Origin of the sequence: Agrobacterium sp. CFBP2214 (genome assembly GCF_030209895.1) — a bacterium.
GTDB classification, from domain to species: Bacteria; Pseudomonadota; Alphaproteobacteria; order Rhizobiales; family Rhizobiaceae; genus Agrobacterium; species Agrobacterium radiobacter.
Map to the genome: position 1 here is coordinate 901,047 of NZ_JARVRC010000003.1, position 22,428 is coordinate 923,474.

24 protein-coding genes are annotated in these 22,428 nt (G+C 60.9%); 10 read left to right on the plus strand and 14 right to left on the minus strand.

Translation table 11 applies throughout. The annotated features are described in order from the left end of the window. Positions 1-149 precede the first annotated feature (149 nt). Positions 150-791 (minus strand): TetR family transcriptional regulator C-terminal domain-containing protein, encoded by a 642-nt coding sequence (locus tag QRN60_RS11730; RefSeq protein ID WP_129564864.1) that lies wholly within the window; start codon positions 789-791, stop codon positions 150-152. Positions 792-1,051: 260 nt separating this feature from the next. On the opposite strand from QRN60_RS11730, the gene QRN60_RS11735 reads away from it, so the two are divergent. The 10 genes from QRN60_RS11735 to QRN60_RS11780 all read left to right on the plus strand — a co-directional run bounded on the left by QRN60_RS11735 (position 1,052) and on the right by QRN60_RS11780 (position 13,926). Further along, the gene (locus QRN60_RS11735) at positions 1,052-2,299 is read left to right on the plus strand and encodes a Zn-dependent hydrolase (protein WP_060725231.1); all 1,248 of its coding nucleotides are present in this window, start codon (positions 1,052-1,054) and stop codon (positions 2,297-2,299) included. After that, positions 2,296-3,753, plus strand: a complete 1,458-nt coding sequence (gene hydA, locus QRN60_RS11740; protein ID WP_129564865.1) for a dihydropyrimidinase — start codon at positions 2,296-2,298, stop codon at positions 3,751-3,753. Before QRN60_RS11735 ends, hydA begins: the two co-directional genes overlap by 4 nt. After that, a complete protein-coding gene (locus tag QRN60_RS11745) occupies positions 3,750-4,193 on the plus strand; it encodes an NUDIX hydrolase (protein WP_162690304.1) in 444 nt (147 codons plus the stop codon). Before hydA ends, QRN60_RS11745 begins: the two co-directional genes overlap by 4 nt. Beyond that, positions 4,190-4,984 (plus strand): ABC transporter ATP-binding protein, encoded by a 795-nt coding sequence (locus QRN60_RS11750; RefSeq protein WP_111785537.1) that lies wholly within the window; start codon positions 4,190-4,192, stop codon positions 4,982-4,984. The genes QRN60_RS11745 and QRN60_RS11750 overlap by 4 nt, the downstream gene beginning before the upstream one ends. 222 nt (positions 4,985-5,206) lie before the next feature. Then, positions 5,207-6,082 carry an ABC transporter permease gene (locus QRN60_RS11755; RefSeq protein ID WP_003510111.1) on the plus strand — a complete coding sequence of 292 codons (876 nt, stop codon included), beginning with the start codon at positions 5,207-5,209 and terminating at the stop codon, positions 6,080-6,082. Beyond that, positions 6,079-6,951: an ABC transporter permease gene (locus QRN60_RS11760; RefSeq protein ID WP_003510113.1), complete on the plus strand. Its 873-nt coding sequence runs from the start codon at positions 6,079-6,081 to the stop codon at positions 6,949-6,951. The genes QRN60_RS11755 and QRN60_RS11760 overlap by 4 nt, the downstream gene beginning before the upstream one ends. A gap of 21 nt (positions 6,952-6,972) precedes the next feature. Further along, a complete protein-coding gene (locus QRN60_RS11765) occupies positions 6,973-7,965 on the plus strand; it encodes an ABC transporter substrate-binding protein (protein ID WP_060725234.1) in 993 nt (330 codons plus the stop codon). A gap of 361 nt (positions 7,966-8,326) precedes the next feature. Next, entirely contained in the window at positions 8,327-9,520 is a 1,194-nt protein-coding gene (locus QRN60_RS11770; protein ID WP_003510119.1) for an efflux RND transporter periplasmic adaptor subunit, read from the plus strand. A 13-nt stretch (positions 9,521-9,533) separates the two neighbouring features. Beyond that, positions 9,534-12,854 carry an efflux RND transporter permease subunit gene (locus QRN60_RS11775; protein ID WP_060725235.1) on the plus strand — a complete coding sequence of 1,107 codons (3,321 nt, stop codon included), beginning with the start codon at positions 9,534-9,536 and terminating at the stop codon, positions 12,852-12,854. 382 nt (positions 12,855-13,236) lie between these two features. Next, on the plus strand, positions 13,237-13,926 hold the full coding sequence (locus QRN60_RS11780; RefSeq protein WP_003510124.1) for a Crp/Fnr family transcriptional regulator: 690 nt from the start codon (positions 13,237-13,239) through the stop codon (positions 13,924-13,926). 72 nt (positions 13,927-13,998) lie between these two features. On the opposite strand, the gene aidB is transcribed toward QRN60_RS11780, so the two are convergent. The 13 genes from aidB to QRN60_RS11845 all read right to left on the minus strand — a co-directional run bounded on the left by aidB (position 13,999) and on the right by QRN60_RS11845 (position 22,422). Continuing rightward, complete coding sequence (aidB, locus tag QRN60_RS11785; RefSeq protein WP_129564867.1) at positions 13,999-14,823, minus strand: AidB family quorum-quenching N-acyl homoserine lactonase; 825 nt, start codon at positions 14,821-14,823, stop codon at positions 13,999-14,001. Positions 14,824-14,826: 3 nt separating this feature from the next. After that, on the minus strand, positions 14,827-15,438 hold the full coding sequence (gene ureG, locus QRN60_RS11790) for an urease accessory protein UreG (RefSeq protein ID WP_112978211.1): 612 nt from the start codon (positions 15,436-15,438) through the stop codon (positions 14,827-14,829). A 148-nt stretch (positions 15,439-15,586) separates the two neighbouring features. After that, a complete protein-coding gene (locus tag QRN60_RS11795; protein WP_162724069.1) occupies positions 15,587-16,258 on the minus strand; it encodes an urease accessory protein UreF in 672 nt (223 codons plus the stop codon). Positions 16,259-16,261: 3 nt separating this feature from the next. After that, positions 16,262-16,747: an urease accessory protein UreE gene (ureE, locus tag QRN60_RS11800; RefSeq protein ID WP_031234548.1), complete on the minus strand. Its 486-nt coding sequence runs from the start codon at positions 16,745-16,747 to the stop codon at positions 16,262-16,264. Between the two features lie 272 nt (positions 16,748-17,019). Continuing rightward, positions 17,020-17,556, minus strand: coding sequence for a peroxiredoxin (locus QRN60_RS11805; RefSeq protein WP_003510133.1), 537 nt, complete (start codon positions 17,554-17,556; stop codon positions 17,020-17,022). 143 nt (positions 17,557-17,699) lie between these two features. After that, the gene (locus QRN60_RS11810) at positions 17,700-18,371 is read right to left on the minus strand and encodes a TIGR02117 family protein (RefSeq protein ID WP_165000643.1); all 672 of its coding nucleotides are present in this window, start codon (positions 18,369-18,371) and stop codon (positions 17,700-17,702) included. Positions 18,372-18,380: 9 nt separating this feature from the next. Next, positions 18,381-20,090 carry an urease subunit alpha gene (gene ureC / locus QRN60_RS11815; RefSeq protein WP_020813390.1) on the minus strand — a complete coding sequence of 570 codons (1,710 nt, stop codon included), beginning with the start codon at positions 20,088-20,090 and terminating at the stop codon, positions 18,381-18,383. Between the two features lie 4 nt (positions 20,091-20,094). Further along, positions 20,095-20,739: a hypothetical protein gene (locus QRN60_RS11820; RefSeq protein WP_020813389.1), complete on the minus strand. Its 645-nt coding sequence runs from the start codon at positions 20,737-20,739 to the stop codon at positions 20,095-20,097. Between the two features lie 4 nt (positions 20,740-20,743). After that, positions 20,744-21,166, minus strand: coding sequence for a lysozyme inhibitor LprI family protein (locus QRN60_RS11825; protein ID WP_020813388.1), 423 nt, complete (start codon positions 21,164-21,166; stop codon positions 20,744-20,746). 3 nt (positions 21,167-21,169) lie between these two features. Next, the gene (locus tag QRN60_RS11830; RefSeq protein WP_129564868.1) at positions 21,170-21,526 is read right to left on the minus strand and encodes a GFA family protein; all 357 of its coding nucleotides are present in this window, start codon (positions 21,524-21,526) and stop codon (positions 21,170-21,172) included. A 1-nt stretch (position 21,527) separates the two neighbouring features. Further along, positions 21,528-21,833 carry an urease subunit beta gene (locus tag QRN60_RS11835; protein WP_003510142.1) on the minus strand — a complete coding sequence of 102 codons (306 nt, stop codon included), beginning with the start codon at positions 21,831-21,833 and terminating at the stop codon, positions 21,528-21,530. A gap of 19 nt (positions 21,834-21,852) precedes the next feature. Further along, positions 21,853-22,110 carry a DUF1272 domain-containing protein gene (locus QRN60_RS11840; protein WP_129564869.1) on the minus strand — a complete coding sequence of 86 codons (258 nt, stop codon included), beginning with the start codon at positions 22,108-22,110 and terminating at the stop codon, positions 21,853-21,855. Positions 22,111-22,119: 9 nt separating this feature from the next. Then, positions 22,120-22,422: an urease subunit gamma gene (locus QRN60_RS11845; protein ID WP_003510146.1), complete on the minus strand. Its 303-nt coding sequence runs from the start codon at positions 22,420-22,422 to the stop codon at positions 22,120-22,122. Positions 22,423-22,428 lie beyond the last annotated feature (6 nt).

Genomic DNA, 22,428 nt, shown 5'->3' on the forward strand with positions numbered 1-22,428 from the left:
CTCACCTGCCGGTTGATTTTTCAATGCCCCGGACGTTCGGGATGCCGGCACCATAATAAAGATGAGTTTTGGAGTAAAGTATAAAGGTGATAATTTTCCTCATGTTTTGACATAAAGAATCGATCACATATTCGCGAGAACGGTCCCGTTCAGCCGTTTATCCGCAATCCGCCCATGAAAAGCTGCTCCAGATGCCGGGCCGCATCTTCGAAACGGCCTTCGCCGCCATTCTTGTCACCCAGCACCGCCCGCACCTGCACATCAAAATCCGCATAATGCTGCGTGGTCGACCAGATCGAGAAAATCAGGTGATAAGGGTCGCATTTGGCCATCCGCCCGGCCTTCACCCAGGCGCGGATGACCTCAGCCTTCTCATCCACCAGTTGTTTCAGCGGTCCTTTCAGCTCGTCCTCAATATGCGGCGCGCCCTGCAGGATCTCATTGGCGAACAGGCGGCTCTCACGCGGAAAATCGCGCGACATTTCCAGTTTGCGGCGAATATAGGAGCGGATTTCGCTTTCAGGATTGCCCTCGGCATCAAAAGCCCTGAGCGGATCCAGCCAGGTATCCAGCACCCGCTCGATCAGCGTGCGATGCATCGCCTCCTTGGTGCGGAAATAATAAAGCACGTTCGGTTTCGACATGCCGGCCGCCTCGGCAATCTGGTCGATGGTGGAGCCGCGAAACCCGTTCGTGGAAAAAACACTGAGCGCAGCTTCAAGAATCGCTTCCTGCTTTTCTTCCTGAATGCGGGTCCGCTTCTGTGTTTTCGCTGCTCGCGGTATGGCCATTCTCAGCTCTCTGTTTCTTTTCAATGCAATTGCCGTTACAGTATGCTTAAAAAATAATCGCCGCGTACAGTTTAGGCAAAATTAGTGCGATTCGTCACGAAAATCCCTTGCTGACGCCATGGCGAATTTGCAATGTTTACCAGCCGGTCAATTTATCCCCCATCGCCATCACAAGGCAATGGCTGTTATCTTAACCGGCAAAAAAGGGAACGGCACAAGCTTTGCTTCGATAAAAACAAAACAGGTGAGGACGACACTGCATGACGGCGGGTAAAAACTTGACGGTCAATGGCGACCGTCTGTGGGACAGTCTGATGGACATGGCGAAAATCGGCCCCGGCATCGCCGGCGGCAATAATCGCCGCACGTTGACGGATGAGGATGCGGAAGGCCGCCGCCTGTTCCAGCGCTGGTGCGAGGCGGCGGGCCTGACAATGGGCGTCGACCGCATGGGCACCATGTTCGCCACGCGCCCCGGCGAGGACCCGGAGGCTTTGCCGGTCTATATCGGCAGCCATCTCGACACCCAGCCGACCGGCGGCAAGTTCGACGGCGTGCTCGGCGTGCTGGCCGGGCTGGAAGTGGTGCGCAGCCTGAACGATCTGAACATCAAGACCAAACACCCGATCGTCGTCACCAACTGGTCCAATGAGGAAGGCGCGCGCTTCGCGCCCGCCATGCTGGCCTCCGGCGTCTTTGCCGGCATTCACGATCTCGATTACGCCTATAGCCGCACCGATACCGACGGCAAGACCTATGGCAACGAACTGAAACGCATCGGCTGGCTGGGCGAAGAAGAGGTGGGCGCACGCAGGATGCACGCCTATTTCGAATATCATATTGAACAGGGGCCTATCCTCGAAGCGGAAGGCAAACAGATCGGTGTCGTCACCCATGGTCAGGGCCTGTGGTGGCTGGAAGTTACGTTGACCGGCAAGGAGGCGCATACCGGCTCGACGCCGATGGCGATGCGCGTCAATGCCGGCCTAGCTGCCGCCCGCATCCTCGAAAAGGTGCAGGAAGTGGCGATGGCCCACCAGCCGGGCGCTGTCGCCGGCGTCGGCCAGATGATCTTCACGCCCAATTCCCGCAACGTGCTGCCCGGCAAGGTAGTCTTCACCATCGACCTCAGAACGCCTTCACAGGCGAAACTCGACAGCATGCGCGCCATCTTCGAACGCGAGGTGCCCGCAATCGCCGAAGAACTCGGCGTCGGCTGCTCGATCGAAGCCATCGGCCATTTCGATCCCGTCACTTTCGACGCCGTTCTGGTCGGCCGCGTGCGCGCCGCCGCCGAAAGACTGGGCTACAGCCACATGGATATCATCTCCGGCGCCGGCCACGATGCCTGCTGGACGGCAAGGGTCGCCCCTTCCACCATGATCTTCTGCCCCTGCGTGGACGGGCTCTCCCACAACGAGGCGGAGGAGATTTCGCCGGAATGGGCAGCAGCCGGCTGCGATGTGCTGCTGCATGCGGTGCTGGAGACTGCGGAGATCGTACAATGACCGCCACCATCATCAAGAACGGTATCATCGTCACCGCCGACCTCACCTACAAGGCCGATGTGAAGATCGAAGGCGGCAGGATCACCGAGATCGGGCCCGATCTGACCGGCGGTACGGTGCTCGATGCCACGGGATGTTACGTCATGCCCGGCGGCATCGATCCGCATGTGCATCTGGAAATGCCCTTCATGGGCACCTATTCCGCCGATGATTTCGAGAGCGGCACGCGGGCGGCCCTTGCCGGCGGCACAACCATGGTGGTGGATTTCTGCCTGCCCGAGCCCGGCCAGTCGCTTCTGGACGCGCTGGCGCGATGGGACAACAAGGCGACCCGCGCCAATTGCGATTATTCCTTCCACATGGCCGTCACCTGGTGGGGCGAACAGGTCTTCGACGAAATGAAGACGGTGGTCCGGGAAAAGGGCATAAACTCCTTCAAACACTTCATGGCCTATAAAGGCGCGCTGATGGTGAATGACGACGAGATGTTCGCCTCCTTCTCGCGCTGCGCCGAGCTTGGCGCCATTCCCTTCGTGCATGCGGAAAACGGCGATATCGTCGCGCAGATGCAGGAAAAGCTGATGGCGGAAGGCAATGTCGGGCCGGAAGCGCATGCCTATTCCCGCCCGCCCTCGGTGGAGGGCGAGGCCACCAACCGCGCCATCATCATTGCCGATATGGCGGGCGCGCCGCTTTATGTCGTCCACACCTCCTGCGAGCAGGCGCATGAAGCGATCCGCCGCGCCCGCCAGAACGGCATGCGGGTCTATGGCGAACCGCTGATCCAGCACCTGATCCTCGATGAAAGCGAATATGCCAACCCCGACTGGGATCACGCCGCCCGCCGCGTGATGTCGCCGCCCTTCCGCAACCGGCAGCATCAGGACAGCCTCTGGGCGGGTCTGGCTTCCGGCTCGCTGCAATGCGTGGCGACCGACCATTGCGCCTTCACCACCGAGCAGAAACGCTTCGGCCTCGGCGATTTCCGCAAGATACCGAACGGCACCGGCGGGCTGGAAGATCGCATGCCGCTGCTCTGGACCCATGGCGTAACCACCGGCCGCCTGACGATGAACGAATTCGTCGCCGTCACCTCCACCAACATCGCCAAGATCCTCAACATCTATCCGAAAAAGGGCGCGATCCTCGTCGGCAGCGATGCGGATATCGTCGTCTGGGATCCGCAGCTGGAAAGGACCATCAGTGCGGCAAGCCAGCAATCGGCCATCGATTACAATGTATTCGAAGGGCGGAAGGTCAAAGGCCTGCCGCGCTACACCCTGTCGCGCGGTCTCGTCAGCATCGAGGAGGCAACCATCGAAACGCAGCCGGGCCACGGCCAGTTCATTGCCCGCGACGCTTATCCAGCCGTCAGCCGGGCGCTTTCCACCTGGAAGGAGCTCGTTTCGCCGCGCAAGGTGGAACGCACAGGCATTCCGGCATCGGGTGTATGACCGTGAACACTGAGCCCAAACGCGAAATCGTCATCGCCGCAGCCGTTCTCCTCAACGAGCGGCGGCAGATGCTTGTCGTGCGCAAGCGCGGCACCACGCAGTTCATGCAGCCGGGCGGCAAGATCGATCCTGGCGAAACGCCGGAACAGGCGCTTCACCGCGAACTTGCCGAGGAAATCGGCCTGACGCTTCCCGAAAATGCCGTGCGTTATGAGGGCGTCTTTCGCGAGGAAGCCGCCAATGAGACCGGCGCCGACGTCGTCGCCCATGCCTTCATCGCAAGGCTTTATGCCGATGTCACACCGCAGGCGGAGATAGAGGAAGTGCGCTGGCTCGATCTCGACCGCCACCCGGGCGTGGTGATCGCCAGGCTTACGGAAACCCAAATGCTGCCGCTGGCGCGCGCGGCGCTCACGGAAAGCGACAATCAGCCAAGATGAACCAGGCCTCTCCCTATTCCGTCGTTTCCGCCAGAAAACTGGGCCTCACCTTCGAAACGGGGGATGGCCCGGTCCACGCCTTGTCTGATGTCGATCTGGATGTGGGAAAGGGCGATTTCGTCTCCTTCATCGGCCCTTCCGGCTGCGGCAAGACCACTTTCCTGCGGGTCATCGCCGATCTTGAAAAACACACGTCAGGAGAAATCACCGTCAACGGCACGACACCGGAAAACGCCCGCAAGGACCGCTCCTATGGCTATGTCTTTCAGGCCGCCGCGCTTTATCCCTGGCGCAGCATCGAAAAAAACATCGCCCTGCCGCTTGAAATCATGGGTTACAGCAAGGCGGAACAGCGCGAGCGCATCGACCGCACGCTCGATCTCGTCAACCTCAACGGTTTCGGCAAGAAATACCCCTGGCAGCTCTCGGGCGGCATGCAGCAGCGCGCCTCCATCGCCCGCGCGCTCGCCTTCGATGCCGACCTGCTGCTGATGGACGAGCCTTTCGGGGCGCTGGATGAGATCGTCCGCGATCACCTGAACGAACAGCTGCTGAAGCTGTGGGACAGGACCGGCAAGACCATCTGTTTCGTCACCCACTCCATTCCCGAAGCGGTCTATCTCTCGACGAAAATCGTCGTCATGTCGCCTCGGCCGGGGAGAGTGACTGACGTGATCGAATCCACCCTGCCGCGGGAAAGGCCGCTGGAGATCAGGGAGACGCCAGAGTTTCTGGCAATTGCGCACCGCGTGCGTGAAGGGTTGAAGGCGGGGCATGGCTATGAGGGGTGAGGTCAGCGCCAGCATTGCCCCCCTCTGCCCTGCCGGGCATCTCCCCCACGAGGAGGGCGATCGGCAGGAGGCTCGATCACCGCTTCATTCGCAAACATTGAGATGGTTGAGACCCAACCGCGAGTCGATCTCCCCCCTTGAGGGGGAGATGCCCGGCAGGGCAGAGGGGGATAAGCCGCACCCACGGAGTAAGCGTAAATCCCACCCACAGAGGGCTCCCCAATGACCCTCCTCCGCCACCGCATCCTCCCCATCCTCACCGTCCTCCTCGCCATCCTCATCCTCTGGCACCTCGCCGTCATCTACCTCAACATGCCCTTTGCCCGCGACCAGGCCACCCGCGCCGGTCAAACGCCAAGCTTCTCCGAACTCCTGCCGCAAACCTTCGCGCAGGAACGTCCGGTCCTTCCCGCCCCGCACCAGATCGTCGCGGAACTCTGGGACACCACCGTCAACAAGGCCATCACCTCCAAGCGCAGCCTGATCTACCACGCCGGCGTCACGCTCTCCGCCACCCTGCTGGGTTTCGCCATCGGCGCTGTCCTCGGCATCCTGCTCGCCGTCGCGATCATTCATAACCGCGCCATGGACCGCTCCGTCATGCCGTGGATCATCGCCAGCCAGACCATCCCGATCCTCGCCATCGCGCCGATGATCATCGTCGTCCTGAATTCCATCGGCATTTCCGGGCTGTTGCCCAAGGCGCTGATCTCCACCTACCTTTCCTTCTTCCCCATCGTCGTCGGCATGGTGAAGGGCCTCAGAAGCCCGGAAACCCTCCAGCTCGACCTGATGCACACCTATAATGCCTCACCGGCGCAGATCTTCTGGAAGCTGCGCTGGCCCTCGGCGCTGCCCTATCTCTTCACCTCGCTGAAGATCGCCATCGCCATTGCGCTGGTCGGCGCCATCGTCGGCGAATTACCGACCGGGGCTGTCGCCGGGCTCGGGGCGCGCCTGCTTTCCGGCTCCTATTACGGCCAGACGGTGCAGATATGGGCGGCGCTGTTCATGGCAGCCGGCGTCGCGGCCCTGCTGGTGTCGATCATCGGCATCGCCCACGCCGCCGTCCTCAAGAGAATGGGAGCCCGGCCATGACGAATCCCTTCTGGTTTTCTGGCGCGATCCTGTTCTGGCTTGCCGCCTGGGCCTTCAATGAATGGCTGGTGCGCCACAGCTTCTCGTCACCGGCGGCAAAGCGCATGAGCCGCATGGCAGTACCGCTCCTCTTCGGGCTGGCCATTCTCGCCTTGTGGGAAGGCGTGGTGCGCGGTTTTGCCGTACCGCCAATCCTCTTGCCGGCACCGAGCGCCATTCTTGCCCGCCTTCTCACATCCCTGCCGATCCTCTGGGCCGATTTCCGCCAGACCTTCCTCAAATCGGTGCTGACAGGCTATGTGCTCGGCTGCGGTCTTGGCTTCATCGTCGCCATCCTCATCGACCGGTCTCCCTTCCTCCAGCGTGGGCTGCTGCCGATCGGCAATTTCGTCTCCGCTCTGCCTGTTGTCGGCATCGCGCCGATCATGGTCATGTGGTTCGGTTTCGACTGGCAGTCGAAAGTGGCCGTCGTCGTCATCATGACTTTCTTCCCCATGCTGGTGAACACGGTCCAGGGGCTTGCCGCTTCCAGCCACATGGAACGCGACCTGATGCGCACCTATGCCGCCGGCTGGGGACAGACGTTGATAAAACTGCGCCTGCCCGCCGCCTGGCCTTTCATCTTCAACGCGCTGAAGATCAATTCCACGCTGGCGCTGATCGGCGCCATCGTCGCGGAATTCTTCGGCACGCCGATCGTCGGCATGGGTTTCCGCATCTCGGCGGAAATGGGCCGCAGCAATGTCGATATGGTCTGGGCCGAAATCGCGGTCGCCGCGCTTGCAGGCTCCGGCTTTTACGGTCTGGTGGCGCTCGCGGAGCGTGCCGTCACCTTCTGGCATCCGTCCGTCCGTGGGGGACGAACGTAAATAACGAAAAAGGGAACAGCGATGAAAATGAAACTTGCATCCATGCTTCTTGCCGGCGCGTCACTTCTGACGGCGGTGAGCGCCGAGGCCGCCGACAAGATCACCCTGCAGCTGAAATGGGTCACCCAGGCGCAATTTGCCGGTTATTACGTCGCCAAGGACAAAGGATTTTATGAAGCCGAAGGCCTCGATGTCGATATCAAGCCCGGCGGCCCTGATATTGCGCCGGCGCAGGTTCTGGCCGGCGGTGGCGCGGATGTCATCGTCGACTGGATGCCCTCGGCACTTGCCACCCGCGAAAAGGGTGTTCCGCTCGTCAACATCGCCCAGCCGTTCAAATCGTCAGGCATGATGCTGACCTGCCTGAAAGAAACCGGCATCACCAAGCCGGAAGATTTCAAGGGCAAGACGCTCGGCGTCTGGTTCTTCGGCAACGAATACCCGTTCCTGTCGTGGATGGCGCACCTGAAAATCCCGACCACCGGCAGTGCGGATGGCGTCACGGTTTTGAAGCAGGGCTTCAACGTCGATCCGCTGCTGCAAAAGCAGGCCGCCTGCATTTCCACCATGACCTATAATGAATATTGGCAGGTCATCGATGCCGGCATCAAGCCGGAGGAACTCGTCACCTTCAAATACGAGGCGGAAGGCGTGGCAACGCTGGAGGACGGGCTTTACGTTCTCGAAGACAAGCTCAAGGACGCCAAATTCAAGGAAGACATGGTCAAATTTGTCCGCGCTTCCATGAAGGGCTGGAAATGGGCGGAAGAAAACCCAGACGATGCCGCCGATATCGTTCTCGAAAACGACGCCTCCGGCGCCCAGACCGAAAAGCACCAGAAGCGCATGATGGGCGAAGTCGCCAAGCTGACGGCCGGCTCGAAAGGCGCGCTGGACAAGGCGGATTACGAGCGCACCGTCAAGACGCTGCTCGGCGGCGGCTCCGATCCTGTCATCACCAAGGAGCCGACAGGCGCCTACACCACCGAAATCACCGATGCGGCGCTGAAGTAGTCGAATTTACCCTGGATGCATGGAACGCGCGGCACCGTCCGCGCGTTTTTTTCACTGGTAACCCTTTTGATGAATTACAATATCCCGACCTATACAAAAATGTATATCAACCATCGCGGCTATGCGGATTGATTTGTACGACAACAAGAATTACAGTCCCGCCCACAAGACTGCCAAATTTGATCTTGTAAAGAAAGCACTCGGCAAAGGTGCTTGAGATTCGCGTTGAGGGGCGTTTGAATCGGGAGGATCGAAAAGGAAGTATTGTGATCCCTTGTTTCACATTCGCTATCGCATGACCTTCTAATATACGCCGCAAGGCTGCAGGACATGCGATCGAATATTGCGCGAGCCAAGACACATGCAGCATAAAGTCACGTTTAACCGCTTTGTATTCCTTCTTCTTTCCGCAACGGCGCTCCCCCTTTCCGCAGCAGCCGAGGGAGAGGCGCAGGCACCGGTCAAACAGCAGAACCTGCCTTCCATCGTCGTCGCACATGCCGCAAAACGCGATCTCGTGGACCGTATCATCGCGACAGGCACGATCCGCCCCGTGGACGAAATCTACGTCCAGCCGCTGGTCGATGGCCTGTCGATCGACACGCTGAACGTTGATATCGGCGACAGGGTGGAAGCGAATGCGGTTCTGGCCGTGCTTTCTTCCGACAGCCTCATCCTGCAGAAAAGCCAGCTGGAAGCCAACAAGGCAAAGGCAGAAGCTGCCGTCGCCCAGGCCAAGGCGCAGGTGCTGGAAGCCGAAGCGAGCGCGAGCGACGCGAACCGCCAGCGCGACCGCGCCGCAAAGCTCGGCCAGAGCGGCTCCGGTTCGGTTTCGCAGGTGGAACAGACCCAGGCACAGGCCGAAGTGGCCGCCGCCAAGCTCAACGCCGCCCGCCAGGCCGTCTCCGCCGGCGAGGCCGACATCAAGGTGGTTGACGCCCAGATCGCCGACATTGATCTGAAGCTGACGCGCACCGGTGTAAAAACCCCGGTCACCGGTATCGTCTCGGCCAAGAACGCCAAGGTCGGCGCGATTGCCAGCGGCGCCGGAAACCCGCTTTTCACCGTCATCAAGGACGGCGCGATCGAACTCGTCGCCGATCTGTCCGAGACCGATATCCAGAAGGTGAAGGTCGGCCAGAAAGCTTATTTGACGGTTGCCGGCGGAGCTGAGAAAATAGAGGGCAAGGTGCGCCTCGTTTCGCCCACCGTCGATCCGACGACGCGCCTCGGTTCCGTGCATGTCGTTCTGCCCGAAAACAGCCCGGCGCGCTCGGGCATGTATGCCAGCGCGGCGATCATCGTCGAGGAGACGAATGCGCTCGCTTTGCCGCTGTCGGCCGTCACCTCCGGGCGCGAAGGCTCGACCACCCGCAAGGTGGAAGGCGATATCGTCAAGCAGGTGAAGATCGAGACCGGCATTGAAGACGGCGGTTTTATCGAGATTGTCAGCGGTCTTGCCGCTGGAGACAAGGTTGTCGAGAAAGCTGGAGCATTCGTGCGTGATGGTGACCGGATAAGACCGGTGGAAGCCCCTGCGGCTGTGTCCAACTGACTGAGGGAATGAAATGAACTTCTCCGCATGGTCAATCCGTAACCCGATTGCGCCGCTGCTTGGCTTCGCGCTTTTGATGATCCTCGGCATGCAGGCGTTCAACACCCTGCCGATCACCCGTTTTCCGAACATCGACGTTCCCGTCGTGGCCGTCACCGTGACCCAGAGCGGCGCTTCGCCCTCCGAGCTGGAAATGCAGGTGACGAAGGAGATCGAGGATGCCGTCGCCGCCATCAGCGGCGTCGACGAAATCCAGTCCACCGTGGTCGACGGCCAGTCGACGACGACAGTTGTCTTCCGCATCGAAAAGCCGACGGAAGAAGCGGTTCAGGACACCAAGGACGCCATCGACAAGATCCGCAGCGATCTGCCTTCCGATATCGAAGTGCCCGTCGTCAGCAAGATCGACGTCGAGGGACAGGCGATCCAGACCTTTGCCGTCTCCTCACCGAACATGACGCTGGAAGAACTGTCCTGGTTTGTGGATGACACGATCAAGCGCTCGCTGCAGGGCCAGTCCGGCATCGGCAAGGTCGACCGCTATGGCGGCGCCGACCGCGAGGTGCGCGTTTCGCTGAGCCCCGAAAAGCTCGACGCCTATGGCATCACCGCAACCGAGGTGAACAGCCAGCTGCGCGGCACCAATATCGACCTCGGCTCCGGCCGCGGCCAGGTCGGTGGCAACGAGCAGACCATCCGCACGCTCGGCGACACACGCGATGTGAGCCAGCTTGCCAACACCACGATTGCGCTTTCCAACGGCCGTTTCGTCAAGCTTTCCGAGCTCGGCACGGTCACAGACACCTATGAGGAGCAGAAGTCCTTCTCGCGGTTCAACGGCAACCCCGCCGTCACCTTCGCGGTGTTCCGCTCCAAGGGCGCCAGCGAGGTCTCGGTCGCCGAAACCGTGGCGGCAAGCCTCGATCAGGTGCGCAAGAACCATCCTGATGTCTCGATCGAAATGGTCGATGACGCCGTCTATTTCACCTATGGCAACTACAAGGCGGCGCTCGACACGCTGATCGAAGGCGCTATCCTCGCCGTCATCGTGGTCCTGCTCTTCCTCCGCAACTGGCGCGCAACCCTGATTGCCGCCGTGGCGCTGCCGCTCTCCGCGATCCCGACCTTCTGGATCATGGATATCATGGGCTTCTCGCTCAACCTCGTCAGCTTCCTCGCGCTCACGCTCGCCACGGGTATTCTCGTGGACGACGCCATCGTGGAAATCGAGAACATTGCCCGCCACATCAAGATGGGCAAGACGCCCTATCGCGCGGCACTGGAAGCGGCGGACGAAATCGGCCTCGCCGTCATCGCCACCAGCTTCACCATCATTGCCGTCTTCGTGCCTGTCTCGTTCATGCCCGGCATTCCGGGCCAGTACTTCATCCAGTTCGGCCTGACGGTCGCCTTCTCGGTGTTCTTTTCGCTCGCGGTCGCCCGTCTCATCACGCCGCTGATGGCGGCCTATCTGATGCGCGCCGAAGACGCGATGGACGATCACCACGACAATGACAGCCGGCTGATGAAGGCCTATACGCGCATGGTGACCGCCACCACCCGCAAGTGGTGGGCGCGGTATCTGACGCTGCTCGGCGCGATCGCGTTTCTCGTCGCCTCCGTCATGCTGTTGAGCCAGGTACCCGGCAGCTTCCTGCCGCCGGACGACGCCTCACGCGTAACGCTTTCGGTGGAACTGCCGCCCAATGCGACGCTTGACGAGACAGATCGGACGACGACGCAGATCTATCACGCGCTGCGGGACATCAACGGCGTGGAAAGCGTCTTCATCCTTGGCGGCGCGTCGCCCAAGGGGGACCTGGAGCTTCGCCGCGCCACCGTTAACGTCATTCTGCAGCATATCGACCATTCGCTGCTCAAGCTGGTGGTCAACAAGGGGCTCGGCTCCATTCCGCTCATCGGCCAATATCTGCCGAAGGTGGAGGAAAAGGGCCGCGTACGTCCGCAATGGGATGTGGAACGGGATATTTTCGCGCAGGTTCGCGGCATTCCGGATGTCCGCATCATCAAGCTGAACGACCGTGCGGAACGCGAACTCTCCTTCAACTTCCTCTCCACCAATGAGAAGGACCTGAACGACGCCGTCGGCATTCTCGAAAGCCGCCTGCGCGCCTCGCCCATCCTTGCCAATGTCAGCTCGGAAGGTGCATTGCCCCGCCCCGAACTGCAGATCCGCCCGCGCAAGGACGAAATCGCCCGCCTCGGCATCACGCCGCAGCAGATTTCGCAGACGGTGCGTGTCGCCACCATCGGTGATATCGACGCCCAGCTGACGAAGATTTCGCTTGATGACCGGCAGATCCCGATCCGCGTGCAGGCCTCGCTCGATACACGTCGTGATCTCGCCACCATCCGCGCGCTGAAGATCAAGACCGCCTCCGGGTCGCTGGTGCCGCTCTATAGCGTTGCCGATATCGACTATTCGGAAGGTCCAAGCTCGATCAAGCGCAACGACCGCAACCGCGTGGTCTCCATCGGCTCCGACGTCCCGTTTGGCACGGCGCTCGATACCTCGACGGCTGAGTTCAAGCGCATCGTCTCGGAAACCGACCTGCCGGCAAGTGTTCGCCTTGCCGAAAGCGGCGACGCCAAGGTGCAGGGCGAAATGCAGCAGGGCTTCGTAAACGCCATGCTGCTTGGCCTGATGCTGGTGCTGGTCGTGCTCATCCTGCTGTTCAAGGATGTCATCCAGCCCTTCACCATCCTGTTCTCGCTGCCGCTTGCCATCGGCGGCGTGGCCGTCGCACTCATCATCACGCAGAACGCGCTCTCCATGCCCGTTCTCATCGGCATCCTGATGCTGATGGGCATCGTGACGAAGAACGCCATCCTGCTGGTGGATTTCGCCATCGAAATGCGCCGACACGGCATGGAACGGGTGCATGCCATGGTGGAGGCCGGCCGCAAGCGCGCCCGCCCGATCATCATGACCTCCATCGCCATGTCCGCGGGCATGTTGCCCTCGGCGCTCGGCGTCGGCGAAGGCGGTTCGTTCCGCGCGCCGATGGCGATTGCGGTGATCGGCGGCATCATCGTTTCGACGGTGCTGTCCCTGATCGTGGTCCCAGCCTTCTTCCTGATCATGGACGACCTGTCGCGCCTGCTCGCCCACCTCTTCGGCCGCTTCGTCGGCAAGAAGGAAGAGGAGGAAGAAGCGCTCTCCAACGAGAAACTCTCGGAGATCGCCCGCGAAAACAGCCTCGCTCTCTCTTCGCTGGAGGCACGGGTGGCCGGCATGGAAAAGGGCAGCGGCGACAAGGCCGGTGACAAGGGCAGCAATATATTGCGGTTGCCGCCGCTTGCTGCGGAGTGAAGTTTGCAGCGTAACGATTGAGACGCCGGGCCATGTGCCCGGCGTTTCTTTTTGGGTGGACGTTTAAGGGCAAAGCGCCGCCGCTTGTTTCTTCTCCCCGGCGGGGAGAAGAAATATGTGGCACTCGCTCGCTCCATATTCCTCCTCACATTCTTGAGCAGGAATGGCCTCGCCGCATTCCCGCTGTCCCAAATGACAACTCAAATCCTGTTTGATCGAAATCAATTCGCTTTCCAGGTGAACTGCTAATCTCCCTCGCATCGGGAATTGCCGGTCGAGGGATAATGCGATGAGTTCTGTGCAGATAGGCGTGAGGGAGAAGGAACTTCCCCGGTTTCGTATCGCTTCGGACAGCCCGGCAAAAGGTTTGAGCGGGAGCCGAATGGACGTGAACAAGACCGTGAAGCTGAGCAACAGGGACAGGAACATTCTGCTGCGCGCGCCCTTGATCGGGATAGCGGATGATGCAGCGGCGCTGAAGCTGATGGAAGCGGCGACCATCACCAATGTGAACGCCCGCCATGTGCTCTTCAAGGAAGGCGAGGCCGCGCAGCATTTCTACTGCGTGCTGTCGGGTTACATCAGGCTTTACCGGCTGGACAGGCACGGGCGCGAGGCGGATGTGCGCGTCAGCGGGCCCGGCGATACCTTCAACGAATGCCTGATTTTCGGCAGCGATACCTATCGTTACAGCGCGCAGGCGGCGGAAAGCTGCACCGTGGCGCGGTTCGAACTCACAAGAATCCGCAGCCTGATCGATCAGGAACCGGCAATCGCCAAGGCCGTCATGCGCTGCCTGTCCAACAGCCTGCTGGCCACCATGGACTGCATCGCCAATGACCGGTTGCAGACAGCGCCGCAGCGTGTCGCCCATTACCTCATCAATCAGGGACCGCGCGACGCCACATCCTTTTCGCTGCGGCTGCCGTTCCAGAAAAGCCTGCTTGCCGGCAAGCTTGGCCTTGCACCGGAAGCGCTCTCACGCGCCTTCTCGGCACTGAAGAAAGCTGGCGTCACCGTGCGCGGCCGCATCGTGCAGGTCAATGATGTTGCGGCGCTGAAGCAGATCTGAAGACACCGGGAGAGGACGAAGGGCGGGATGCCTTAGGGTATTCCGCCCTTCTGCATGTCCGAAATCGAAAAATCAGTCCGGCTGCGACACAAAGCGAAAGCTGTCACCCTGCCGCTCGACACGGAAAAATCCGCCGAGATGACCGCCGGAAACCAGCCAGCCGTGATCGGCGGCCTCGGCCAGCGCCTCAAGGCGTGTTTGGTAAGCAAGCGCAGAATCGATATCGTAGACGAAACCGACACCGGGGTCCTTCACCTGCAAGTCGCTCACATGCAGCACATCGCCCCATAATAACAGCCGCTCATCACCATTGCCGATCAGATAACCGGTATGTCCCGGCGTATGGCCGGGCATGGCGATGGCTTCCACGTCCTCGGCAATCCTGCCTGTCGGGATCGGCCGCAACATCGGGCCACAAATGTCGAGCAGCCGCGCGGCAAGATCGAAGCCGCCCTGCCGGGCCGGCGGCAGGGTCTTGCGCGCCTCCGCACTGCTGAAAAATCCGAGATCGGCCTCGGGCACCCAGATATCGGCATTGGGAAAATAAGGCCGGTCGCCATCGATGAGGCCAAGCGCATGATCGCCATGAATATGGGTGAGGATGACACGCCCTACATCGGCCGGCTGAATACCGGCGGCAATCATCGCCGCGCGGGCATAGCCATAAGCAGCACCCCAGGCGGTGCCGCAACCGGCATCGATCAGCCAGATGCCCTCAGGCCCGGACAATGCGAAACAGTTGACGTCCATATCCACCGTTTCGCCCTGATGGCCGGCAAGGGCAGCGGCCAGCGCTTCGGCACCCTGACGGTGGATGAGATGGCCGACCGGCGCCTTGTAGACACCGTCGACAAAACGGGAAACCTCATAAGCGCCGAACCGGCGGGACATTGCCATATTTCAGAGACCGCCCTGCTCTTTCAGGAAACCGACGATACGCTCCACGCCATCGCCGCGTTTCATATCGGTGAAGACGAAAGGCATGGCGTTGCGCATGCGGGTCGCATCGCTGTCCATGACGGACAGATCGGCCCCGACATAGGGCGCTAGGTCCTTCTTGTTGATGACCAGCAGGTCCGAGCGGGTGATGCCCGGCCCGCCCTTGCGCGGAATTTCCTCGCCCTGACAGACGGAGATGACATAGATGGTGATATCGGCAAGGTCGGGCGAAAAGGTCGCGGCGAGATTGTCGCCGCCGGATTCGATGAAGACCACGTCGAGATCGGGAAAGCGCGCATTAAGCCCGGCAATCGCCTGCAGATTGATCGTCGCATCCTCGCGGATGGCCGTATGCGGGCAACCGCCCGTTTCCACGCCGACGATACGCTCGGAAGGCAGCGCCTGCAGGCGCACCAGCGCCTCCGCATCTTCCTTGGTATAGATATCATTGGTGACAACCGCGACGGAATAATCGGCGCTCATCGCCTTGCAGAGCTTTTCCGTCAGCGCCGTCTTGCCCGAACCGACCGGCCCGCCAATACCGACGCGCAGCGGGCCATTGCCCGATTTCATGCCCGATTTCACCACTCTGTTCCCTTCGATATGCTTTGGTATTATTTCACAATAGTCCGCCAGCCGGACGCTTCAAGATATGCAAGGATCGTGCCGCTTGTTTCTTCTCCCCGCCGGGGAGAAGAAACTCGTGGCGCCCGCTCGCTCTTCAGGACCGGAAAAGCCGGGTGCCCTGCGTTTCATGCCGCATGGCCGCCGTGTCAGCGATGATCGTCGCACTGCCGAGATCGTCGAGCGTGGATTGCATCGCCCGCGCCGCCATCTCCGCGATGATCGCTTCACTTGCGGCCAGAATGGCGACACCATCCTTCTGTCCCGCGACCCCGAGGCGGATGCTCGCCGACACGATCTGCGAGACGCCGGCATGCAAAAAGGCGGCAATCGTGTCCCTGAGCGGCACCGCATGACCGGCGGCAACTGCCCCGACAGCGATGGGATAGGGAACGTCTTTGGGCAACGCCTCCAGAACCACATGCGGCCAGGCGCCGGCGGCGGCAACGAAGGCATCGCCCAGAAGCACCGTCTCGCGGTATCGCTCCGCCGAACCGGCCAGCGCTCGCGCCAGATCGGCCGTTTCGCTCAAGACGGCGGCGTCCTCGGCATTGCACCAGGCATGTGCCAGAAACACCGCATCGTTCCACAGGCTGCCGCAGCGCAGAAGCGTTTCGAGCCAGTCGCGCAGAGCCGCCGCATCCCCGACGCGCCGATCCTCCACCGCCTTTTCAAGTCCACCGGAATAGGAAAAACCGCCAACCGGAAAGGCAGGCGACATCCAGGCCATGAGCCGCAGCAGCGCGGCAACGCCGCGATCTTCGCTCACGGCTCAGCCGTGATCGTGATGGCTGTGGCCGTGATCATGGCCGTGGGAATGACCGCCATGGGCATGATAAGCGCCGCGCGCCGGCTGGAAAGGCTCTTCGACATCACGCACGGTGGCGCCAAGACCTTCCAGCATGGCGCGGATGACGTGGTCACGCAGGATGAGAATACGCTCCTCCTCGATCTGCGCGGAAAGATGCCGGTTGCCCAGATGCCAGGCAAGCTCGATCAGGTGAAGGCGATCCTTCGCCTTGATTTCGAAGAGCTTTTCGTCAGCCGCGCGGACCTCGATCAGGTCGCCGTTTTCCACCACGAGAAGATCGCCATGGGCAAAAAGCACGGCTTCCTTCAGGTCGAGCATTACCATCTCGTCATTCTGCAGATGCAGCAGCTTGCGGCGAAGATGCCGCTGGTCATGCGCAAGAGTGACATAACCGGAAGGTTCGTCGGCGGGGGTTCCGGCCGGATGATAGGAGGTGACGCGCAGCATGGGATGATCCGTTTCAGAAACAGTCTTGGGGTTACGATTTTTGACGGATAGACGGGGGGATTTCAAGGCACGATTTTGGGACACATGGCCGCCAGAACGACAAAGCCCGGCGTTGCTGCCGGGCCAAGCGTAAACCTTTCTCCGCCTTCGACGTCATCCTCGGGCGCTTATGGATCCTCGCCTCAACGGCGAGGATAACGGAGGAGAGATTTTCGCCTCCTGCCGATAGCCCGAAGACACGACATCGCTGCCGGGCCTGCGCAAACCCACAATCAGGCCGCAGCGCGGCTCTTGAGGTTTTCCAGAATGTTCTGCGGCGCGGAAACGCCATAGGGGTCGGATTCGCAATTGTCCTGATAGCCCTCTTCCTCGAACCACTGCTCGACGACGCCATCATTGACGACGGCGGCGTAACGCCAGGAGCGCATGCCGAAACCGAGATTGTCCTTGGCGACCAGCATGCCCATCTTGCGGGTGAACTCGCCCGAGCCGTCAGGAATGACCTTGACGTTTTCGAGGTTCTGGCCCTTGGCCCAGGCATTCATGACAAAGGCGTCGTTGACCGACAGGCAATAGATTTCATCAACGCCGAGCGCGCGGAATTCCGGCGCCAGCTTTTCGAAATCGGGGAGCTGGTAGGTCGAGCATGTCGGCGTGAAAGCGCCGGGCAGCGAAAACAGAACGACCTTCTTGCCCTTGAAATAATCGTCGGAGGTCATGTCCTGCCAACGGAAGGGGTTCGGGCCACCAACGGCCTCATCACGAACGCGCGTGCGGAAGGTAACGGCGGGCACTTTTTTGCCGAGCATGTCTTGTCTCCTGTTCTGGCGTTTTACAGGGATCACTTGGGATCGATCCCTGCATAATTCTTTTGCCGTTTCCATAACGCAAGACGCGCTGCGGTGCAGCATAAAAATAGGCTTTGCCAGAGGAAAACCACGGCTTGCGAGGATCAATCATGCAGCGCCACCGACCAGCGCAGAAACGGCGGCAATGGTGTCCACCAGCCGGTGCGAATGCCGGCCTCACGCAACATGGCAGCCGACCATGTATTGCAGCCGACAAGGGCATTGAACCGGCCATTCGCCTCGAAAAACGCATCCGTCAGGCCATAAGCGACACCCGGTATCAGCCGCACCTTGCCATTGTCGCGCGAAAAGCTGGCACGAATGGCCGCCACGAGGCGCTGATACCCGGCTTCGGAAATGCGAAGGCGCTTTACCCCGGCAAGATCGGCGGGAAAATCTCCCGTCACATCCACATGCATGACCGACTGGTCAAGCGTCAGCGAGCGCAAGACCGGCATGGGCTTCAGATCGGCCCAGGTGGGTGTCTCGGTATAAAACGACCGGCCGCCCCAGCCGAACACCAGATGGGCGGCCGCCGGGTGGTTGACGGCAATGCCGTCCTCCTGCAATTCGGAAAAGACCCGCCGCAGATCGTCATCGATCGGCAGAGCAATATCGGTGTGGATCGGGTTGGATAACAGCAGGATTTCGCGGTCTGTCACGCCCCCGCTCACCTCATCGGCGAAAAACGGGCGCGGCAGGACAGTACCGAGCAGAAGGAGCAGGAGGATCAGCAGCATGCCGCCGCCGATCCACCTTGTGATAAATCTCACCATGAAATGCCGTTAGAACAGGAAATAACGCTGCGCCATCGGCAGCACCGTGGCCGGCTCGCAGGTCAAAAGCTCGCCATCCGCCCTCACCTCATAGGTTTCCGGATCAACCTCGATATGCGGCGTCAGCGAATTATGGATCATCGACGCCTTGGAAATGCCGCCGCGTACATTCTTCACCGGCAGCAGCTTTTTCGCCACGCCGAGACGCTGGGCAAGACCGGCATCGAGCGACGCCTGCGAAACGAATGTGACCGAGGAATTGGTGCGCAGCTTGCCATAGGCGGCAAACATCGGCCGGTAGTGCATCGGCTGCGGTGTGGGAATGGAGGCGTTCGGATCGCCCATCGGGGCCGCGGCAATGGAGCCGCCGAGCAGCACCATCTCCGGCTTCACGCCGAAAAAGGCCGGGTTCCACAATACCAGATCGGCGCGCTTGCCGACTTCGATCGAGCCGATCTCATGGCTGACGCCCTGGGCGATGGCCGGGTTGATGGTATATTTGGCGATGTAACGGCGGACACGGAAATTGTCGTTTTCGCCGGTCTCTTCCTTCAGGCGGCCGCGCTGGCGCTTCATCTTGTCGGCTGTCTGCCAGGTACGGATCGCCACCTCGCCGACACGGCCCATGGCCTGACTGTCGGACGAAATGATCGAAAACGCGCCGATATCGTGGAGAATATCCTCCGCCGCAATGGTTTCCTTGCGGATGCGGCTTTCGGCAAAGGCAATGTCTTCAGGGATTGACGGCGACAGGTGGTGGCACACCATCAGCATGTCGAGATGTTCGGCCAGCGTATTGACGGTATAGGGCCGCGTCGGATTGGTGGAGGACGGAATGACGTTCGGGTTGCCGCAGACCTTGATGATATCAGGCGCATGGCCGCCGCCCGCACCTTCTGTATGGAAGGCATGGATGGTGCGACCTCTGATGGCGGCGACAGTGTCTTCCACGAAACCGCTTTCGTTCAGCGTATCGGTGTGGATCATCACCTGCACGTCGTATTCATCGGCCACCGTCAGGCAATTGTCGATGGCGGCAGGCGTCGTGCCCCAGTCCTCATGCAATTTCAGCGAGGAAGCGCCGGCAAGGATCATCTCTTCCAGAGGCGCTGGCAGCGAGGCATTGCCCTTGCCGGCGAGCGCGAGATTCATCGGGAAGGCATCGAAGCTCTCGATCATGCGCTCGATATGCCATGCGCCGGTGCAGGTGGTGGCGAGCGTGCCGTGCGCCGGGCCGGAACCGCCACCGAGCATGCAGGTGACGCCGCTCATCAGCGCCTCTTCGATCTGCTGCGGGCAGATGAAGTGAATATGCGCATCCATGCCGCCGGCGGTCAGGATCTTGCCTTCACCGGCAATCGCCTCCGTCGAGGGACCGACGATGATCGTCACGCCCGGCTGCGTATCGGGGTTTCCCGCCTTGCCGATGGCGTGAATGCGGCCGTTCTTCAGGCCCACATCCGCCTTGTAGATGCCGCTATGGTCGACGATCACCACATTGGTGATGACGGTATCGACCGCCCCTTCGGCCCGCGTCGCCTGACTCTGGCCCATGCCGTCGCGAATGACCTTGCCGCCGCCGAATTTCACTTCCTCGCCATAGGTCGTGTGGTCCTTCTCGATCTCGATGAAGAGTTCGGTATCGGCAAGGCGCACCTTGTCGCCCACGGTCGGGCCAAACATGCCGGCATAGGCGGCGCGGGAAATCTTGTAAGGCATGGGCTCAGGCTCCTTCGGACGCGGAGAAAATCGATGTGGGAGAAATTCGTGTGAGCTGGCCCTCGCCCGCAAGGGCTTCTACCAGCTGTTGTTCGGCAGCAAATGGATGGCCGCTCCAGCCCTGATGGCCGAAACCGGCAATCGCCACTTCGTCACCATCGCCGCTCACGTTCTCAAGAACATGGGCAATGGTGACAAGGCCTGTGCTGGGGCAGACATAGGGCGCGGGCGCATAGGCTTCTAGCGCAACATCGAGCCTTTCATGCACGCCGCGCGGAATGACGATGTGGCTCTTGCCGGTCTCGCGGGCGATGGCGGCAAAGCCTTCGGTGTAATCGGCGCAGAAATCTGTCAGTTCCGGCCAGCGTGCGCGTATGTCCGGTTCCATTTCTGAAAATTTTGCGGGATCCCGCACGGACCAGATGGCAGCGGCCTGCCGCACACCGTCGCTCTCGCGCCATTCGGTGCCCTCGGTCATCTCGAGGCCCGGCCGCCCGGTGTTGCATACGGCCACCACATCGGTGCGCGTACCGCCCAGCCCCAGCGACCGGCAATCATTGAAGCGGATGACGATGTCGGAACGGTCGATGAAATCAGCCACGCCCGGCGGCAGTTCCCCGTTTCCGACGATCGTGATCCGCCGCCCCATGCGTTCAGAAACCTTCCGACAGCTGACGCAGTTCTTCCGCCCGCTTGCCGCTCATATCGGCGAGGCAGGAGGAAATCAGCATCGGTTCCATCGAGCCGCCACGCGCCTGAAAGCCTGAAAGTGCGCAATTGGAGTCACGAAACGCCACCCAGGCGCGCTGGGCGGCCACCAGAGCGTCGGTTGCACCCTTGCCGTCCGCATCGACTGTCTTGTCGCGCTCCGCGAGCAGCTTGCGCAGCTTCTGATATTCGGCGTTCAACTGCTTGTCGGCCTTTTCGTAATCCTTGCCGGCGCAGATGGTCATGTCCGCCTGCGTCTGCGGCGCCTTGCAGTCCGGCTCGCTCTGCGCTGCGGCCGGCATGGAAAATCCGGCGGTCGCGCTGAGAAGCACGGCCGCCATGAAGACGTTGTTTCGGCTCATCTCCATCGCTCAGGCCGCCGCGCCATCGAAAGCCTGTGGCTTCAGCGCCCGGGGATCAACACCATCGAGACAATTGGCGTTCACTGCCACCATCGGCGTTCCATCCGGCCCGTCGGCATAAGCAAAGCTCTCGATGCCGCAGGTGGAGCAGAAAAGATGATGGATCTTGTGTTTGTTGAAGAGATATTCCGCCAGCTTGTCCTTGCCGGAAAGCAGCGTGAACTTGTCACGCGGCGCGAAAGCGAGCGTGGAGCCAAGACGCTTGCAGCGCGAGCAATTGCAGACAACAGTGTGATCGAGATCGGCATCGACCTCGAAGCTGACGCTGCCGCACTGGCAGCTTCCATGATAATGCGCCGTCGCCATTTCATAACCTCCCCATGACCTGTTGACGGAAACCATAAACCTCACGCTTGCCGGAAAGCGGCACCAGCGTCACTTCCCGCTTCTGGCCGGGTTCGAAACGAACCGCCGTGCCCGCGGGAATATCGAGACGCATGCCGCGCGCCCTGTCGCGGTCGAAGATGAGACCCGCATTGGTCTCGAAGAAATGATAATGGCTGCCCACCTGCACCGGCCGGTCGCCCGAATTGGCCACCTCGATCGTCACGGTCGGCTGGCCGGCATTGAGTTCGATGGTGCCTTCTGCGGCAATGATTTCGCCTGGTTTCATGGTGCTCCCCTTGTCTTTCTCACGCGGCCGTGGCTGCCGCGCAGCCTTCCGCTTTCAGCACCCGCTTCGTCGATGCCGGGTTGTTGATGAGCCTGGCCGCCGGACGAACGGGCCTGCGAACCATCTCACCACCGCAATTCGGGCAGGCGCCATCAAGCACGCCCGTCACGCAGTCGACGCAGAAAGTGCATTCGAACGAGCAGATCATCTCATCCCTGTTATCGGGCGCAAGATCGCGGTCGCAGCATTCGCAATTGGGCCGAAGTTCCAGCGCCATATCAACCCCTCAACGGATCGGTTCGTGAACGGTCACCAGCTTGGTGCCGTCAGGAAAGGTCGCTTCCACCTGCACATCATGGATCATCTCGGCGATACCATCCATCACCTGATCGCGGGTAATGACATGCGCGCCGGCTTCCATCAGGTCGGCCACAGCGCGACCATCGCGGGCGCCCTCGACCACGAAATCGGTAATCAGCGCAATCGCTTCGGGATAGTTGAGCTTCACGCCGCGTTCCAGCCGGCGGCGCGCCACCATGGCGGCCATGGAAATCAGCAGCTTGTCTTTTTCTCTTGGGCTAAGGTTCATCGTGGT

Coding starts and splice junctions, on each gene's coding strand:
- ureE (WP_031234548.1), bottom strand. CDS start 16,747: ATGCTGCGCGTCACCTCCTATCATCCGGCCGGAACCCCCGCCGACGAA.
- ureC (WP_020813390.1), bottom strand. CDS start 20,090: ATGCCTTACAAGATTTCCCGCGCCGCCTATGCCGGCATGTTTGGCCCG.
- hydA (WP_129564865.1), top strand. CDS start 2,296: ATGACCGCCACCATCATCAAGAACGGTATCATCGTCACCGCCGACCTC.
- QRN60_RS11825 (WP_020813388.1), bottom strand. CDS start 21,166: ATGGAGATGAGCCGAAACAACGTCTTCATGGCGGCCGTGCTTCTCAGC.
- QRN60_RS11750 (WP_111785537.1), top strand. CDS start 4,190: ATGAACCAGGCCTCTCCCTATTCCGTCGTTTCCGCCAGAAAACTGGGC.
- QRN60_RS11835 (WP_003510142.1), bottom strand. CDS start 21,833: ATGAAACCAGGCGAAATCATTGCCGCAGAAGGCACCATCGAACTCAAT.
- QRN60_RS11765 (WP_060725234.1), top strand. CDS start 6,973: ATGAAAATGAAACTTGCATCCATGCTTCTTGCCGGCGCGTCACTTCTG.
- aidB (WP_129564867.1), bottom strand. CDS start 14,823: ATGGCAATGTCCCGCCGGTTCGGCGCTTATGAGGTTTCCCGTTTTGTC.
- ureG (WP_112978211.1), bottom strand. CDS start 15,438: ATGAAATCGGGCAATGGCCCGCTGCGCGTCGGTATTGGCGGGCCGGTC.
- QRN60_RS11770 (WP_003510119.1), top strand. CDS start 8,327: ATGCAGCATAAAGTCACGTTTAACCGCTTTGTATTCCTTCTTCTTTCC.
- QRN60_RS11805 (WP_003510133.1), bottom strand. CDS start 17,556: ATGCTCGGCAAAAAAGTGCCCGCCGTTACCTTCCGCACGCGCGTTCGT.
- QRN60_RS11820 (WP_020813389.1), bottom strand. CDS start 20,739: ATGGGGCGGCGGATCACGATCGTCGGAAACGGGGAACTGCCGCCGGGC.
- QRN60_RS11780 (WP_003510124.1), top strand. CDS start 13,237: ATGGACGTGAACAAGACCGTGAAGCTGAGCAACAGGGACAGGAACATT.
- QRN60_RS11760 (WP_003510113.1), top strand. CDS start 6,079: ATGACGAATCCCTTCTGGTTTTCTGGCGCGATCCTGTTCTGGCTTGCC.
- QRN60_RS11840 (WP_129564869.1), bottom strand. CDS start 22,110: ATGGCGCTGGAACTTCGGCCCAATTGCGAATGCTGCGACCGCGATCTT.
- QRN60_RS11755 (WP_003510111.1), top strand. CDS start 5,207: ATGACCCTCCTCCGCCACCGCATCCTCCCCATCCTCACCGTCCTCCTC.
- QRN60_RS11745 (WP_162690304.1), top strand. CDS start 3,750: ATGACCGTGAACACTGAGCCCAAACGCGAAATCGTCATCGCCGCAGCC.
- QRN60_RS11830 (WP_129564868.1), bottom strand. CDS start 21,526: ATGGCGACGGCGCATTATCATGGAAGCTGCCAGTGCGGCAGCGTCAGC.
- QRN60_RS11810 (WP_165000643.1), bottom strand. CDS start 18,371: ATGGTGAGATTTATCACAAGGTGGATCGGCGGCGGCATGCTGCTGATC.
- QRN60_RS11735 (WP_060725231.1), top strand. CDS start 1,052: ATGACGGCGGGTAAAAACTTGACGGTCAATGGCGACCGTCTGTGGGAC.
- QRN60_RS11730 (WP_129564864.1), bottom strand. CDS start 791: ATGGCCATACCGCGAGCAGCGAAAACACAGAAGCGGACCCGCATTCAG.
- QRN60_RS11845 (WP_003510146.1), bottom strand. CDS start 22,422: ATGAACCTTAGCCCAAGAGAAAAAGACAAGCTGCTGATTTCCATGGCC.
- QRN60_RS11775 (WP_060725235.1), top strand. CDS start 9,534: ATGAACTTCTCCGCATGGTCAATCCGTAACCCGATTGCGCCGCTGCTT.